The following is a 13,672-nucleotide window of genomic DNA, read 5'->3' as shown; positions in this document are numbered from 1 at the left end:
CTCTGCGAGTCACCCCTTGCTTCGCAAGGCCCTCTCCCCTTGGTAGAGGGTCGAAAATCCCTCCGTCAGTGGAGGGGCTTTTTTTATCTCCTATCGCCCCCGCAACTTCCGTCGCAGGTGCCGCACGTCGTGGTCGGGGTACACGCCGTCGGCCAGCAGGTGCAGCCACTGGCTGAGGTAATAGCCCGCCGCCACCGGAAGCAGCACCTTGTACGGCAGCGGCTGTGGCAAGCGCGGCCAGCCCAGCCCGAGCTGCGGCAGGGCGAACTTGAGCACCGTCCACACGGCCCCGGCAATCAGGCCGAGGTAAAGCAGCCGGGTCAGCGGCCCCACAATCCAGGTATGCGACAGCCCCCGGTGGCTGAACATCCGGCCATACGGCACCCACAGGAAGCCCAGCGGCCCCCAGCGCCGTTTGCTGTCCACCCGGCCTTCGGAGAGGTCGAGGTCGGGGGAAAGCAGGAAGGTGCCCGCCATGAATGCCCAGGTGAAATTGAGCGCCATAGTGGGCGTCAGGGTGAAGGTCGGATCGGGCCACAACTGCGCGCGCTGCACGTACAGGGCGGCAGTCCCCAGCACCGCGAAGGTTCCGAGGTTGATGAGGTTGTGAACACGTCCGCTCGGCACGGCGCCCACTATGCCGTATGAGACGCGTCCTCCCTGTCCGCTGCCCCGAAGACCAGCCGGAAACGCGGCAGCCCGAGGGTGAGCAGGGGCCGCGCGCCGTGCAGGGCGGCGGGCAGTTCTGGGGCCTTCTCCACCTGCAAGCGGGCGAGGCGCACCCGGCACTCTCCCGTCACCGGGGTCCATGCCCAGCCGCGTTCGTCGTGTTGCGCCAGGGTCCGCAGGCGGCGCGGCAGCCAGCCCAGGCGCAGCGGCAGCGTGCGCCCGAGCAGCCCGCCCACCCGCAGCCGAGCGTAGAGGGCGCCGTCCGGCCAGCGGACCTCTGCCTGCTCGCCTTGCCAGTCGAACTCGGCCCGATACTTCGGAATCCCCCAGTTGTGCCGCCCGCCCTCCACGCTGGCGGGCACGTTGACCACGATGCGCTCCACGCTTGGAAAGGGACCACGCGGCGAGATTCTCAGCCGCAGCCATAGCAACTCGTCGTAAGGACCGACTGGCGACGAGGCGTACCGAATGAGCATCAGCGCCCCCAGCGGACGGGCAAAGAGGGCCACCGCGCCGCTGCCACGCAGGGTCCAGGGAGCGGGAGGAGCAGGCATCTCCGCGCTCATCTATCCGCCGATGTCAGGGCCGCGCCGTCTCGATTTTGCTCGGTCCAGACGCGGGAGAGGCTCCAGGGCCGCGCCGCTGCGAGCCAGAGAGAAGCAGGGTTCATAGTGATTGTCATGCTAAGCCGTCAGAGGCTAAGAAAAGAGAAGGAGGCTATTTCCTTCGCTGCCTCCCCACCTTCCCCTTCTCCGTCTTAACTCGGTCTGCTGGTGTTGTTCCCCTCCCCATCGGCCAGCGCAATCAGCCACATCATCAACTGCACGAAGGCGAGCGCCATCGCCGGGAGGCCCGCGATCATCATGATCCAGCCGGAAATCTGCTGGTTTTGCAGCGGGGTCAGGTTCCACAGGCACAGGGCGCTCACGTAGGGCGTGTAGAGCACCTTCGGCGAGTAGACCCACACGGCGGCCACCGCCATCATCGGCAGGGCGGCGAGCAGGCCGAACCACCCCCGGTTGCCGATGGTGGCGGGCTGCACGCCCGGCAGCGGGCGCAGCACCACGCTCCAGACCATCAGCGAGCTGATGAGGTAAAGCAGCGGCAGCAGCGGGGCCGCCGTGTTGCTGACCACGCTGGCGTTGAAGCCCGCCGGAATGTTCCAGAAGATGATGACCGCCGCCCACACCGCGAGCGCGACCCAGGGGTCGAGCAGCAGCCCCAGAAAACGGCCCAGCGGCGACTCGCGCGTGAGCGAGGTGTTGCGTGGCAGCCCCAGCACCAGCAGCGGCGGCACCACCTCGGCCAGCACCATCAGGCGGGCCATGTAGAGCGCCATGCTCTGGCCGGTGTAGGCACGGGCACCGGTCTGGGTCGCGCCGTACCACAGCACCAGCCCCAGCGTGAACAGCGCGACTTTCCACAGCGGCCAGCGCGCCTGGCCCTCCGCGCTGCGCCGGGCGCGGGCCAGAGACCAGAAGTACGCCCCGGCGCTCAGCACCAACAGTGCCAGCATCGGCCAGTCGGGGGTAAAGGCGAGCAGTTGCGCGGTCGTGGGGTCCAGATTGGTGCCGCCGGAAAGCGCAGGCGCGGCAGCGGGCGGTGTGGGCAGGGGAGTGGTCATTGCGCGGGGTTCCTCATCACGTAGCGAACGTCGGCCAGTACGCGGTCCACCTGACCGAGCTGGGTGTAGTCCCACAGCACGCGCAGCTTGCCCGCCGAGTCGATCAGGTAAGTGGCGGTGGTGTGGTCCACCTGATACTCTGCGGCGAGCGAATCTCGGAGCGGCGGTAGCCCACGCCGTAGGCCTTGGCGACCTCACTCAGCTTCGGCTCGGGGACGTTCACCGCGTCGCCGCCGCCGAAGTAGTCCAGATATTCCTTCAGCAACTTGGGCGTGTCGCGTTGCGGGTCCACGCTGACGAGCACGATGCGGAAGTTGGCGCGTTCCTCCGGCGTCAGCTTGTCGCGCACCTGATTGAGAAAACCGAGCGTGACCGGGCAGATGTTGGGGCAATGGGTGAAGCCGAAAAAGAGGGCGCTCGTCTTGCCCTGCGGCGTGAAGGTGTAGGGCTGACCGTCCGCCCCGGTGCCGCTGAAGGTCGCGGCGGCGGGCGTTTGTGGGTAGGCGGTGCCGTAGAACGGAAAGGGCGAACGGGTCCGGGCGAACAGCCACACGCCGCCGAGCAGCAGCGTGACGGCCACCAGCGCGAGCAGCGCCGAAACATACCAGGGCCGCCCTGCCGGGGCCACTGTAGGCGCTGCTGGGGGCCGGGTGTCGGGCACGTTCGCGTCGGTGTTCATCTCAGTTCTTCTTGACGGTGGCGGCGACGTTCAGTGTGCGTCCGTCCGTCGCCTTGAGGGTGATGTTCACGGTTTCGCCCACCTTGAGCGGACGCTTGAGGCCCATCAGCATCACGTGGTCGCCGTCGCGCTGCAAGGTGAGGGTGCCCCGCGCGGGAATGGTCAACCAGGGGACCATCTTCATGCCGGCCATGCCGCCGCTGTGGGTGGTGGTCATCAGCATGGGCGACGTGGCGAGCGGGGTCGCGGCGCCGACGAGCTTGATGGGCTGGTCGCTCTTGTTCGTCAGCGTCATGTAGGCGGCGGTGTCCCGGATGCTCGGCGGCACGGCGGCCACCGTCGCGCCCTGCACGGTCACGGGGAGGGCCTGTGCCCCGGCCTTCTGAGCAGCGGGGGCAGTCTGGGCGGGCGGGGTGTGAGCAGGCATGGTGTGGCCGGTGTGAGCGCTCTGGCCGGCCAGCGCAGGCACCAGCAGAACGGCCAGCACGGCGGCGAGTCCGGCAGCGGCGGCTGTCAGCGTCTTGTTGGAGATGGTCACGGTCGGCTTCCCTTCGGGCCGGGGAACACTCGGCCCAACTGGGGGCAGTCTAGGCCGCGCCGCCGGGCCGGATTGTCCCCACCCTGCCTTTTAATACGGGTCTGAACTCTCCTCCGCGCATCCTGGAAAACCACCTGAATGCGCTTCGCACCGTTCAGACCCGTATTTTCTCTTGCTCACTTCGTTCGGAAAAAGAGCCTGCAAGGGCAAACTATTTTTCAGAGTGGTGTAAGGGGGCTTTCTCCGCTGTCAACAGCCTGTCATGGAAGCGGGTTCCAACTTCCGCGCTATGCTGCCGGGCAGATGCGTCCTCCCACCATTCAGGATGTGGCCCGCGCCGCCGGGGTCGGGGTCGGCACCGTGTCGCGGGTGCTGAACAACCACCCTTCGGTCAAGCCGTCCACCCGCGAGGCCGTGCTGCGCTCCATCGCCGAGCTCGACTACACGCCCAACCCGCACGCCCGCCGCATCGCCGGGGGCAGGAGCTACACCATCAGCGTGCTGCTGCCGGTCGTGACCACCGAGTTTTATGTGCGGCTGCTCGACGGTCTGGAAACCGCCTTTCAGGAGGCGCGCTACGACGTGGCGATTTTTCCGCTGCTTGACCGCTCACGGCTGGAACGCTACCTCGGCTCGCACACCCTGGCGTATCAGGCCGACGGGCTGGTGATGGCAACCTACAACCTGACCACGCTGCTCAGCGAGCGCCGGGTCAAGTCGCAGCAGCCCACCGTGCTGGTGGACGCCTACAGCGAGGGCGTGGACTGCGCCTACATGGACAACGTGGCCGGCGGACAGGTGGCGGGCGAGTACGCCGCGACGCTGCCGGGCACCGTGTACGCGATGTGGGTGGAAACCGAGCTCGACCAGCTTTTCGTCACCCGCGTCTTCGAGGAGCGCCGCAACGGGTTCCTGACCGCCTTAAACGCCGCCGGGCGCCCGCTGGCCGGCGAGGTCACGGCAGGCTTCGACCCGCTCTCCGCCCGGCACGCGGCGAGCCAACTGCTGGACGAAGCCGAGTTGCCTTGCACCGTCTTCGCGTCGGCGGACCTGCTCGCTGCCGCCCTGCTCGACGAGGCTGCCGCGCGGGGCCTGAAGGTTGGCGAGGACGTGCGGGTCATCGGGTTCGACGACCAGCCGTGGGCGGCGGCGCGGGGGCTGACCACGCTGCACCAGCCGGTGGAGAGCATGGGGCATGAGGCGGCGACGCTGCTGCTCTCGCGGTTGGGGGGGTATAAGGGGCCGGCGCGGGCGCGGAAGTTTATGCCCCGGTTGGTGGTGCGGGAGACGGCTTGATGGAGCTTGAAGGTTGAGGCTTCGGCTTTAGCGTTTGGCCCCATCCCCCAGCCCCTTACCCCAAAGGGGCAAGGGGAGTTGACGTTGGCACTGGGCAAATGGCGGTGATGGCGCTTACTGGGCGGCGTTTCTCGATTGCACGGGTAGCCTGGACGCGCGTGATTTCTGCGGACGCGAGGCCCGTGCGCTGACGCGCCCGACGGCCCTGGCGTTCTGCGTTTCACGATTTTTTGTGTGAAGCATCTTTTTGACCCTCTCCCCTTGCGGGAGAGGGCCTTTGCGGAGCAAAGGGGTGAGGGGGCTCCCAGACCAGCCCAAACGCCGCCCTATCCTTCCGCCTTCGCCAGCCACTTCTCCACTTCTTTCCGCTGGCGTTTGCCAAGGGGAAAAGTCAGCCAAGCGCGCAGTTCGGCGGGGTCGTGGGACTTGGCGAAGTCGGCGTCGAACAGCTCGCCGATGGTGGGGGCGCCGTCCGGGGCGGGAGTGCGGGTCACCGGGTCGCCGCGTCCGATGTCGCCGCTTTGGAGGACGCGGGCGTAGAAACCGGGGCGACGGGCGGCCTTGAAGCGCTTGACGAAGCCGGCGTCTTCCATCCGGGCGCCGAGGGTGCTGCAAGGAAGGCGGGGGGCGGTGACCTCGATTTCCACCGCGCCGAGCAGGAAGCGTTCGCCCACGCGGACCTCGGCGGATTCGGCGCCGCTGATAAGCACGTTTTCGCCGAAAGCGCCCGGCTCCAGCGCGCGCCCGAGCAGTTCGGTCCAGTGGTCGTAGTCCTCGCGGGTGTAGACGTATACCGCCTGGTCGGGGCCGCCGTGATAGCGCCGGTTGAGCACGTGGTCGCCTTCCAGACCCTTTTCGCCCACCTGCACGCGGCCCGGCACCGGGTGTTTGCGAATCCCGCTCACGGCGGTGCGCTGGCCCACTTGCAGGGCGGTGGGCTGGCCCACGTTCACGCTGATGATTTTCATGGCATTCATTCTGACCGCTGGCGCCCCGCCGCGCAGCACACTTCTTTTCCCTGCGCCGTGCTCAAATGACCGGCGTGAGTGCGCCGCCTTCCAACCCCGCTTTCGACCCCGAGCTGGCCGAGGTCGGTCGCCTGTACACCTTCGCCACTTTGCTCGGCCTGCTGACCCTGACCGTGATGCCGGGCATCGCCGCGCTGGTGCAGGGACAGGCGAGCATGGTGCCCCGGCAACTGATCTACGCCCTCGGGACCGGCGTGCTGCTGCGGAGCGTCTGGCAGGGCGGCGTGTGGTCGTGGCGGGTGACGGTGGCCCTGAGCATCGTCGCGGGGCTGTTCGTCTTCATGGCGGGCATGTTCGCCGGGCAGGTGAGCTGGCAGGGTTGGGTGGTCAGCGCGGCGGGGCTGGCCTTTATCGGCTGCGGGCTGCTGCTGGTGGGGCACCCGGCCATTCGGGCATTTCTGGACAGCCGCTGGGCGGCGAGGGGACGGGCATGAGCGGCCTGCCTGCCACCGGGCGGCGCTTTACCGTGCAGGGCACCAACAACTCGTTTACCTGCGGCCACTGCGGCGCCGAGGTGCTGCCGCTGCAAAACGGGTCGGTGCGCAACCACTGCCCGGTGTGCCTGCACTCCAAACACGTGGACGTGCTGCCCGGCGACCGCGCCTGCGATTGCCACGGCCTGATGGAGCCGGTGGGCGCCGAGCAGAGCGGCAAAAAGGGCTGGATTCTCGTTCACCGCTGCCAGAAATGCGGCTTTACGGGCCGCAACAAGGCCGCGCTCGACGACCCGCAGCAGCCCGACGACTGGGACGCCCTGATTGCGGTGACGACGCGGCGGCGCGAGTAAGACGGGTTTCGATTGAATATAGTAGTTTTGGATTCAATCCGACTTGCAAAGCTGCGCAGCAGAGCGGATGCGAGCAGAAAAAAATACGGATTTTGCGGTATGGAAGCGCAGGCGGCGCTTTTCCGACTGTGCTGGAATGGAGCGGAAGCCGTATAACCCTCAGCGCAGATTGAACATCATCACCACGTGCGCCGCGCTGCCGCCGAGCACGAAGAGGTGCCACAGTTCGTGAAAGCCCCAGGTGCCCAGCCCCCCCAGCCGGCGCGGGGTGCGGGGCCGCTTGGTGGCGTAGCCGAAGGCGCCCAGGGTGTAGAGCACGCCGCCGAGGGCCAGCCAGACGATGGCCGCGTGCGGCAGCTGGCGCGAAAGCTGCGGCAAAAAGCCCACCGCCAGCCACCCCATGCCCACGTACAGCGCGGTGCTCAGCCAGCGCGGCACTTTGAGGGTGAACAGTTTCAGACCGATGCCCAGCAGCGCAATGCCCCAGATGAGCGCCAGCACCCGGCTGCGCTGCGGCTCAGCCAGCCCCAGAAACGCGACCGGCGTGTACGTTCCCGCAATCAGCAGAAAAATGGCGGCGTGGTCGAGTTTCCGCAGCCACAGCGCCCCATTGCCGCCCGGTGAAAAGGAGTGGTAACTAGCGCTCGCGGCGTAAAGGGCCACCAAACTCAGGTCGAAGACGACGAAGGGCCAGCGGGCCACGCCGTGCGTCCCCGCCCACGCGAGCAGCGGCCACAGCAGCAGCGCTCCGGCCACCGCCCCCGCCCAGTGGGTCCAGGCGTTGACAGGTTCGCGGGGCGCACGGAGAAGCGACTTCACCCCGGCAGCATAGGCGTGCCGGGCGCGGCGCTTCGTGTCCGCCTCCCCGAACGTGCAGAACAGGTAAAGCGCGGCGTGCGCCCCGGTGGGCGCGGGCGCTTACGCTCACAGGCATGTCTGCTTCCCCGTCTCCCGGCAGCGAGCCGTCCAAACGCGAGTGGTTCAGCGAACTCATCGGACGCACCCGCTTCATCGTGATTATTGCCGTCATCGCCGTGTTACTTGTCGCCTTCAGCCTCTTTTTGCAGGGCACCCTGATTGCCCTGAGCACCGTCTACGAAACCTGGCGCGACATGTTCGCCCACGGCATTCAGAGCGAGGCGAACACCCTCACCGTCGAGTTCTCGCAGGTGGTCGGCACCATGCTCAAGGCGGTGGTGTTTTACCTGATAGGGGTTGGACTGTATTCGCTGTTCATCAGGCCGCTCAACCTGACCTCGGCGCTCGGGGTCGAAAGCCTCTCGGACCTCGAACAGAAGGTCGTGTCGGTCATCATCGTGATTCTGGGCGTGACCTTTCTGGAACACTTCATCCGCTGGGAAAAGCCGCTGGAGACGCTGTATTTCGCGGGCGCGCTGGCACTGGCAGGCGGCTCGCTGGTGCTGTTTCAGAACGTCCACAAGGGCTCGGGCAGCGACTTGCAACAGCCCGAGGCCAAACTGCGGGCGCGGCGTGAACTGTTCGAGCACGACACCGAGGGCCGCGAGATTCAGGAACGCGACGTAGAACGCGCCGAGCAGTCCACCGATGCCAAGTCGCAGGGCAAAGTCTCGCCGGAAAGCGGCTCCGAGTAACGCCGGGCAGCGCACAAAAAAGAGAACGCTTTCCCACGTGGGGAGGCGTTCCTTGTTGCTGTTGTTGAGTTCTGGAGGCTCGTCGTGGCTCAGCGGCCCCCGTAGTTCGGCGCTTCCTTGGTAATCGTCACGCCGTGCGGGTGGCTCTCGACGAGGCTGGCGCCAGTAATCCGCACGAACTGCGCCGTGTCGCGCAGGGTGGTCAGGTCGGGGGCGCCGCAGTAGCCCATGCTCGATTTCAGACCGCCGACGAACTGGTAGATGACCTCGCCCGCCGTGCCCCGGTAGGCGATGATGCCCTCGATGCCTTCGGGCACGAACTTGCGGCTGCCGCCCTGGAAGTAGCGGTCGGCGCTGCCCTGGTCCATGGCGCCCAAGCTGCCCATGCCCCGGTAGGACTTGTAGCGGCGTCCGTCGCGCAGGATGGTTTCGCCAGGCGCCTCGTCGGTGCCGGCCAGCATAGAGCCCATCATGACGACGCTCGCGCCCGCCGCAATCGCCTTGGGTACGTCGCCAGTCTGCTTGATACCGCCGTCGGCGATAACCGGAATGCCCGCTTCCATCGCGGCGGCGCTCGCCTCGAAGATGGCGGTGACCTGGGGCACGCCGACGCCGGTGACGACGCGGGTGGTGCAGATGGAGCCGGGGCCGATGCCGACCTTCACCGCGTCCGCCCCCGCCAGAATCAGGTCGCGGGCGCCGCTGCGGGTGGCAACGTTGCCGGCGATCACGTCCACGTCGAACTGCTCTTTGACCCGGCTCAGCGCGTTGAGGATGCCCTGGCTGTGGCCGTGCGCCGAGTCGAGCACCAGCACGTCGGCCCCCGCCTGCACCAGGGCCCCGGCGCGGTCCATCAGGTCGGCCGACACACCGATGGCGGCGGCGACCCGCAGCCGGCCGAGGTCGTCTTTGGCGGCGTTGGGGTATTTGACCGACTTTTCGATGTCTTTGATGGTGATCAGGCCGCGCAGGTACTCGCCCTCAGTGACCAGCAGCTTTTCGATGCGGTTGAGCTTGAACAGCTCGCGCGCCTGCTCGAGGTCGGTGCCGACCGGCACGGTGACGAGGTGTTCGCGGGTCATCACGTCGCCGAGCGGCACGTCGAGGTCGTCGATAAAGCGCATGTCGCGGTTGGTGATGATGCCCAGCAGCTTGCCGTCGGGCGCGGTGACCGGCACGCCGCTGATGCGGTACTCGCCCATCAGGCGGTCAGCGTCACGCACGGTGGCCGAGGGCGGCAGGGTGATGGGGTCCACGATCATGCCGCTCTCGCTGCGCTTGACCTTGCGAATCATCTCGGCCTGCGCATCGATGGACATGTTCTTGTGGACCACGCCAATGCCGCCCTCGCGGGCCATGGCGATTGCCATATTCGTTTCGGTCACGGTGTCCATCGCCGCCGACACGAAGGGGATGTTGAGCCGCACGCGCCGGGTCAGCTGCGCGGATACGTCCACCTCGTGCGGCAGCACCTGCGAGTGCCGGGGCTGCAGCAGCACGTCGTCGAAGGTGATGCCTTCCTGGGCAAATTTGTAGCGGTAACGGTCTTCCTGGCTCTGGCTGGGGGTCTGGGGAGCAGCGGGCACACTCATGGAGGCGAGTGTACCCCCTGGCCCGCCCCGGCATTCCCGACCCTGTCACGCCGCGCGGGGGAGGTGCGGCTCAGGCGGAGAGGGTCATGCCAGCCGGGTCAGGACGGGCCGGGCAGCAGCCCCGGCGGTGGCGGCAGTCCGCGCTCGGCGCAGCGTTGCAGTTCGCTCAGTTCGCGGGCCTGCCACAGCCGCACGCCGTTCGCCTGGGCGAGTTGCCGCGCCGCGCGGGTATAGCCCGGCCCGCTGGTCACGACCACCGCGTGCGCGCAGCCGTAGAGCGCCTTGCTCGCCACGATTTCCTGCACGGCGCCGTTGCCCACCGCCGCGCGGTAGCGCTTGACCTGCACCGCCACCCGCACCCCGCCGGGGCCGCTGGCGAGCACGTCGGCCCCCTGGTCGGCGCTGCCCCGTGTGGCCTGTGCGTACCAACCGGGCAGCGCGCTGAGCAGCGCCGCCACCTTTAACTCGAACTCGCGGGGGCTGAGGTCGGCAAAGGCCGCACTCTGGGGCGCCGTTCTGGACGCGGGCGCGGCTGGCCTGGGCGCTGTGGTTTTCGCGGGGTGGACTGGTGGGCTGGGGGGCATAACCGCTCTGGGAGCCACTGCCCTGGCCGGGGGCACGGGCGGCGTCTCTCTCCGCCGGGCCCCACTCGCCAGCACCAGCACCGTGACCAGCAGCAGCCCCAGCAGCGGCGCGGTCAGGCCCCGCCACTCCGGTTCGGCGGCCACCACGACGAGTCCTCCCAGCGTCAGCATCAGCAGTACGGCGGCGCCGGACGAGGCGGGGGGTGGGGGAGGCGGTGACATGAACGGGCGCAGAGTAGCGCGGAAAATGGCGCAGTGGACGTGAAAGAGTTCCTACGCTGCGTCTTCCGCCCTGTCTCCCGGCTCGTCGTCGCGCACCGCCCGCGCCCGCACCTGCGCCATGTCCAGCGCCCGCCCGTGTCCCGGCAGCACGGTGTGCAGGTCGAGGTCGGCCACCTTTTTCAGCGTCTGCAAGGCCACCGCGTGGTCCCAGTTGTAGCCCTCGCGTGGCAGGTGCGCCCCGGTTCGGGGATGGCTCAGCACCGCGTCGGCGGCGAGCAGCACGCCATCCCGTTGCAGCCCGATTTGCCCGTCGGTGTGGCCCGGCAGGTGAACGACTTCCCAGCCGCGCACCGTGTCGCCAGGGTACAGGGCGCCGAGCCGCTCCGCGCCGGGTCGGGGATGCAGGCGCGACACCAGCCGCCCCACGCCCGGTTGTCCCGCCGGGTAAGGCATCGACAGGTCATGCCCCAGCAACCGGTCATGTTCCAGCGGATGCGCCAGCACCGGGTAGCCAAGCCGCGCCGCCAGAAAAGCATTCCCCGCGTGGTCGATGTGGCTGTGCGTGACGACCACCGCATCCGGGTCGAACGAACGCAGCAGGCGGGCAAAGGCGGGGGCGTGGTTCACGGTGCCGGTGTCGAGCAGCAGCCGGCCTTGCGGGGTGCTCAGCAGGTAGACGTTGGCGTACAGCGTCGTCATGCCGATGCCGGGGGAGGGGCGCTCAAGCTTCACTGCGGGGGCCTGCCTTCTGAGTCACGCGCCCGAGTGTAGACCTGCGGGTGCTAGCCTCGGCGCCTGTGTCCCCATTGTTGTCACGCCCGGCCCCGCTGGCTGCTCTCACCCGTTTGAGTGGGTCAGGCCGCCTACTGCTCCTCCTTGCCGGACTGCTCGGCTACGGCCTGAGCCTGCGGCTGATGATCGCGGCGCAGGTCGGCGTGGCGCCCTGGGAGGTTCTGCACCTCGGTCTGAGCGGACGCAGCGGCCTGAGGGTGGGCGAGGTCAGCATTCTGGTGGGGCTGGTGCTGCTCGCCTACACCCGCCTGAAACTGGGCGAGCGGTTGGGCGTGGGCACGCTGCTCAACGTGCTGCTCATCGGCGTTTTTCTCGACGCTTTCGCGCCGCTGATTCACACCCCCGCCGCGCTGGCCGGGCGCTGGGCGCAGTTTCTGCTGGGGCTGACGCTGCTCGGCCTCGCCACCGGCGCCTACGTGGGTGCGGGCCTGGGCGCCGGACCGCGCGACGGGCTGATGCTGGGGCTGAACCGCGTGTACGGCTGGCCGGTCTCCCGCATTCGCACGGTGGTCGAGTTGATGGTTCTCGCGCTGGGCACGGCGCTCGGTGGGCCGCTCGGGTGGGGCACCCTGGTCTTCGCGCTGCTCGCCGGGCCGAGCATGGCGTGGGGGCTCAGGCTGTTCGGGGTGGAGAAAGGGGCGAAGGAGAGCAAGTAAAACCCCCCCTTGGTCGGGCGGGGCGTGAACGCAAGGCGTAGCTTTATTCCCACTCAATCGTGGCCGGCGGCTTGCCGGTGATGTCGTAGACCACCCGGTTAATTTCGTGGACCTGATTGACGATGCGGTTGCTCATGGTCGCCAGGAAATCGTAGGGCAGGCGCGCCCATTCGGCAGTCATGAAGTCGTCGGTGGTCACGGCCCGCAGCGCCGCCGTGTACGAGTAGGTGCGCTCGTCGCCCATCACGCCGACCGACTGAATGGGGGTCAGCACCGCCAGCGCCTGCGAGCAGCCGTCGTAGAGGCCGAACTCGCGCAGGCCGGAAATGAAGATGTCGTCTACCCGCTGGAGGATGTCCACCTTCTCCGCGGTGACTTCGCCGAGGCAGCGAATCGCCAGGCCGGGGCCGGGGAAGGGGTGACGCATGCGGATGTGGTCGGGCAGCCCCAGCAGGCGGGCAATCTCGCGCACCTCGTCCTTGAACAGGGTGCGGAAGGGCTCGACGAGTTTGAACTGCACGTCATCGGGGAGGCCGCCTACGTTGTGGTGGCTCTTGATGTTGGCTGCGCCCTCACCGCCCGCCGACTCGATCACGTCGGGGTACAGCGTGCCCTGCGCCAGAAACTCGAAGTCGCCGAGCTTGGCCGTTTCGCGCTCGAAGGCCCGGATGAACTCGCGCCCGATGATTTTGCGCTTCTGCTCGGGGTCGCTCACGCCCGCAAGCTGGCCGAGGAATTCGTCTTTGGCGTCCACCGTGACCAGATTGACGCCGAGAGGGGTCAGGGCCGCTTCCACCTGTTCGCGCTCGCCGAGGCGCAGCAGGCCGTGGTCGATAAACACGGCGGTCAGCCGCTCGCCCACCGCCTTCGCCAGCAGCAGCGCCAGCGTGGAGGAGTCCACCCCGCCCGAGATGCCGAGCAGCACCCGGCCCGTGTCGCCCACCTGTGCCCGCACGCCCTCGATGAGTTCGTCCACGATGTGCTCGGCGTTCCAGTCGCGGGTCACGCCGCAGATGTCGAGGAAGTTGGCGAGCATCTGCCCACCTTTGGGGGTGTGGACGACTTCGGGGTGAAACTGCACGCCGTAGCGCCGTGTGTCGTTGTTCTCGATGGCGGTGACGGGGGTGTGCTCGGTGCGGGCCACCACCTGGTAGCCCTGCGGAAGCTGCGTCACCGAGTCGGAGTGGCTCATCCAGGCCACGAACTCGCCCTGAATCCCCTCGAACAGCCGCCCGCCGTACTCGGTCAGGTCGGCCTTGCCGTACTCGCGCTTGCCCGCGCGCTTCACGTCGCCGCCCGCCTCGTGCGCGAGGTACTGCATGCCGTAGCACACGCCCAGAATTGGCACGTTCAGGTCGAGCACGCCGGGGGCCGGGCGCGGGGCGCCTTCGTCGTACACGCTGCTCGGCCCGCCCGAAAGCACGATGCCCTGGGGGTTTTCCTGCTGGATGCGCTCCAGGCTCGCGGTGCCGGGCAAAATCACCGAGTATGCGCCGAGTTCGCGGAAGCGCCGGGTAATCAGGCGAGTGAACTGGCTGCCGAAATCCAGAATGACGATGCTCACGGAACCGATTGTGGCACGGCGCTGGGCG

17 protein-coding genes are annotated in these 13,672 nt (G+C 67.9%); 5 read left to right on the top strand and 12 right to left on the bottom strand.

The annotated features are described in order from the left end of the window. Positions 1 to 90: 90 nt before the first annotated feature. From DR_RS09670 to DR_RS09650, 6 genes are all read right to left on the bottom strand, one after another. Entirely contained in the window at positions 91 to 627 is a 537-nt protein-coding gene (locus tag DR_RS09670) for a metal-binding protein (RefSeq protein ID WP_027479804.1), read from the bottom strand. Positions 628 to 635: 8 nt separating this feature from the next. Then, positions 636 to 1,223, bottom strand: a complete 588-nt coding sequence (locus DR_RS09665; protein ID WP_227085941.1) for a hypothetical protein — start codon at positions 1,221 to 1,223, stop codon at positions 636 to 638. Positions 1,224 to 1,426: 203 nt separating this feature from the next. Beyond that, positions 1,427 to 2,293, bottom strand: coding sequence for a cytochrome c oxidase assembly protein (locus tag DR_RS09660; protein ID WP_027479803.1), 867 nt, complete (start codon positions 2,291 to 2,293; stop codon positions 1,427 to 1,429). After that, positions 2,290 to 2,424 carry a hypothetical protein gene (locus DR_RS17150; RefSeq protein WP_338107125.1) on the bottom strand — a complete coding sequence of 45 codons (135 nt, stop codon included), beginning with the start codon at positions 2,422 to 2,424 and terminating at the stop codon, positions 2,290 to 2,292. The genes DR_RS09660 and DR_RS17150 overlap by 4 nt, the downstream gene beginning before the upstream one ends. Further along, positions 2,397 to 2,972 (bottom strand): SCO family protein, encoded by a 576-nt coding sequence (locus tag DR_RS09655; RefSeq protein WP_010888521.1) that lies wholly within the window; start codon positions 2,970 to 2,972, stop codon positions 2,397 to 2,399. The genes DR_RS17150 and DR_RS09655 overlap by 28 nt, the downstream gene beginning before the upstream one ends. Position 2,973: 1 nt before the next feature. After that, the gene (locus DR_RS09650; RefSeq protein WP_010888520.1) at positions 2,974 to 3,510 is read right to left on the bottom strand and encodes a copper chaperone PCu(A)C; all 537 of its coding nucleotides are present in this window, start codon (positions 3,508 to 3,510) and stop codon (positions 2,974 to 2,976) included. Between the two features lie 303 nt (positions 3,511 to 3,813). Here DR_RS09650 and DR_RS09645 point away from each other — a divergent pair, with 303 nt between their 5' ends. Continuing rightward, positions 3,814 to 4,806 carry a substrate-binding domain-containing protein gene (locus tag DR_RS09645; RefSeq protein ID WP_027479801.1) on the top strand — a complete coding sequence of 331 codons (993 nt, stop codon included), beginning with the start codon at positions 3,814 to 3,816 and terminating at the stop codon, positions 4,804 to 4,806. Positions 4,807 to 5,132: 326 nt separating this feature from the next. Here the strand turns inward: DR_RS09645 and DR_RS09640 are convergent, their stop codons facing one another. Continuing rightward, complete coding sequence (locus DR_RS09640) at positions 5,133 to 5,774, bottom strand: MOSC domain-containing protein (protein WP_027479800.1); 642 nt, start codon at positions 5,772 to 5,774, stop codon at positions 5,133 to 5,135. A gap of 65 nt (positions 5,775 to 5,839) precedes the next feature. On the opposite strand from DR_RS09640, the gene DR_RS09635 reads away from it, so the two are divergent. Then, positions 5,840 to 6,268 carry a hypothetical protein gene (locus DR_RS09635; protein WP_010888517.1) on the top strand — a complete coding sequence of 143 codons (429 nt, stop codon included), beginning with the start codon at positions 5,840 to 5,842 and terminating at the stop codon, positions 6,266 to 6,268. Then, on the top strand, positions 6,265 to 6,621 hold the full coding sequence (locus DR_RS09630; protein WP_010888516.1) for an RNHCP domain-containing protein: 357 nt from the start codon (positions 6,265 to 6,267) through the stop codon (positions 6,619 to 6,621). The genes DR_RS09635 and DR_RS09630 overlap by 4 nt, the downstream gene beginning before the upstream one ends. Positions 6,622 to 6,780: 159 nt before the next feature. On the opposite strand, the gene trhA is transcribed toward DR_RS09630, so the two are convergent. Continuing rightward, positions 6,781 to 7,440 carry a PAQR family membrane homeostasis protein TrhA gene (gene trhA / locus DR_RS09625; RefSeq protein ID WP_010888515.1) on the bottom strand — a complete coding sequence of 220 codons (660 nt, stop codon included), beginning with the start codon at positions 7,438 to 7,440 and terminating at the stop codon, positions 6,781 to 6,783. A gap of 113 nt (positions 7,441 to 7,553) precedes the next feature. On the opposite strand from trhA, the gene DR_RS09620 reads away from it, so the two are divergent. Next, positions 7,554 to 8,234 carry a YqhA family protein gene (locus tag DR_RS09620; protein WP_010888514.1) on the top strand — a complete coding sequence of 227 codons (681 nt, stop codon included), beginning with the start codon at positions 7,554 to 7,556 and terminating at the stop codon, positions 8,232 to 8,234. Positions 8,235 to 8,323: 89 nt separating this feature from the next. On the opposite strand, the gene guaB is transcribed toward DR_RS09620, so the two are convergent. The 3 genes from guaB to DR_RS09605 all read right to left on the bottom strand — a co-directional run bounded on the left by guaB (position 8,324) and on the right by DR_RS09605 (position 11,364). Then, the gene (guaB, locus tag DR_RS09615) at positions 8,324 to 9,826 is read right to left on the bottom strand and encodes an IMP dehydrogenase (protein WP_010888513.1); all 1,503 of its coding nucleotides are present in this window, start codon (positions 9,824 to 9,826) and stop codon (positions 8,324 to 8,326) included. Positions 9,827 to 9,924: 98 nt separating this feature from the next. Beyond that, on the bottom strand, positions 9,925 to 10,632 hold the full coding sequence (locus tag DR_RS09610; RefSeq protein WP_010888512.1) for a restriction endonuclease: 708 nt from the start codon (positions 10,630 to 10,632) through the stop codon (positions 9,925 to 9,927). A 51-nt stretch (positions 10,633 to 10,683) separates the two neighbouring features. Further along, positions 10,684 to 11,364, bottom strand: a complete 681-nt coding sequence (locus DR_RS09605; RefSeq protein ID WP_227085940.1) for an MBL fold metallo-hydrolase — start codon at positions 11,362 to 11,364, stop codon at positions 10,684 to 10,686. A 65-nt stretch (positions 11,365 to 11,429) separates the two neighbouring features. On the opposite strand from DR_RS09605, the gene DR_RS09600 reads away from it, so the two are divergent. Further along, positions 11,430 to 12,080, top strand: coding sequence for a YczE/YyaS/YitT family protein (locus DR_RS09600; RefSeq protein ID WP_227085939.1), 651 nt, complete (start codon positions 11,430 to 11,432; stop codon positions 12,078 to 12,080). A gap of 43 nt (positions 12,081 to 12,123) precedes the next feature. On the opposite strand, the gene guaA is transcribed toward DR_RS09600, so the two are convergent. Then, positions 12,124 to 13,644, bottom strand: coding sequence for a glutamine-hydrolyzing GMP synthase (gene guaA / locus DR_RS09595; RefSeq protein WP_010888509.1), 1,521 nt, complete (start codon positions 13,642 to 13,644; stop codon positions 12,124 to 12,126). Positions 13,645 to 13,672 lie beyond the last annotated feature (28 nt).

This window comes from Deinococcus radiodurans R1 = ATCC 13939 = DSM 20539, assembly GCF_000008565.1.
Taxonomy (GTDB): domain Bacteria; phylum Deinococcota; class Deinococci; order Deinococcales; family Deinococcaceae; genus Deinococcus; species Deinococcus radiodurans.
The sequence above is the reverse complement of the archived record's forward strand: the minus strand, read 5'-3'. Positions and strand labels throughout refer to the sequence as shown.

Coding starts and splice junctions, on each gene's coding strand:
- DR_RS09610 (WP_010888512.1), bottom strand. CDS start 10,632: ATGTCACCGCCTCCCCCACCCCCCGCCTCGTCCGGCGCCGCCGTACTG.
- guaB (WP_010888513.1), bottom strand. CDS start 9,826: ATGAGTGTGCCCGCTGCTCCCCAGACCCCCAGCCAGAGCCAGGAAGAC.
- DR_RS09665 (WP_227085941.1), bottom strand. CDS start 1,223: ATGCCTGCTCCTCCCGCTCCCTGGACCCTGCGTGGCAGCGGCGCGGTG.
- DR_RS09660 (WP_027479803.1), bottom strand. CDS start 2,293: ATGACCACTCCCCTGCCCACACCGCCCGCTGCCGCGCCTGCGCTTTCC.
- DR_RS09630 (WP_010888516.1), top strand. CDS start 6,265: ATGAGCGGCCTGCCTGCCACCGGGCGGCGCTTTACCGTGCAGGGCACC.
- DR_RS09655 (WP_010888521.1), bottom strand. CDS start 2,972: ATGAACACCGACGCGAACGTGCCCGACACCCGGCCCCCAGCAGCGCCT.
- DR_RS09645 (WP_027479801.1), top strand. CDS start 3,814: ATGCGTCCTCCCACCATTCAGGATGTGGCCCGCGCCGCCGGGGTCGGG.
- DR_RS09640 (WP_027479800.1), bottom strand. CDS start 5,774: ATGAAAATCATCAGCGTGAACGTGGGCCAGCCCACCGCCCTGCAAGTG.
- DR_RS09635 (WP_010888517.1), top strand. CDS start 5,840: ATGACCGGCGTGAGTGCGCCGCCTTCCAACCCCGCTTTCGACCCCGAG.
- DR_RS09620 (WP_010888514.1), top strand. CDS start 7,554: ATGTCTGCTTCCCCGTCTCCCGGCAGCGAGCCGTCCAAACGCGAGTGG.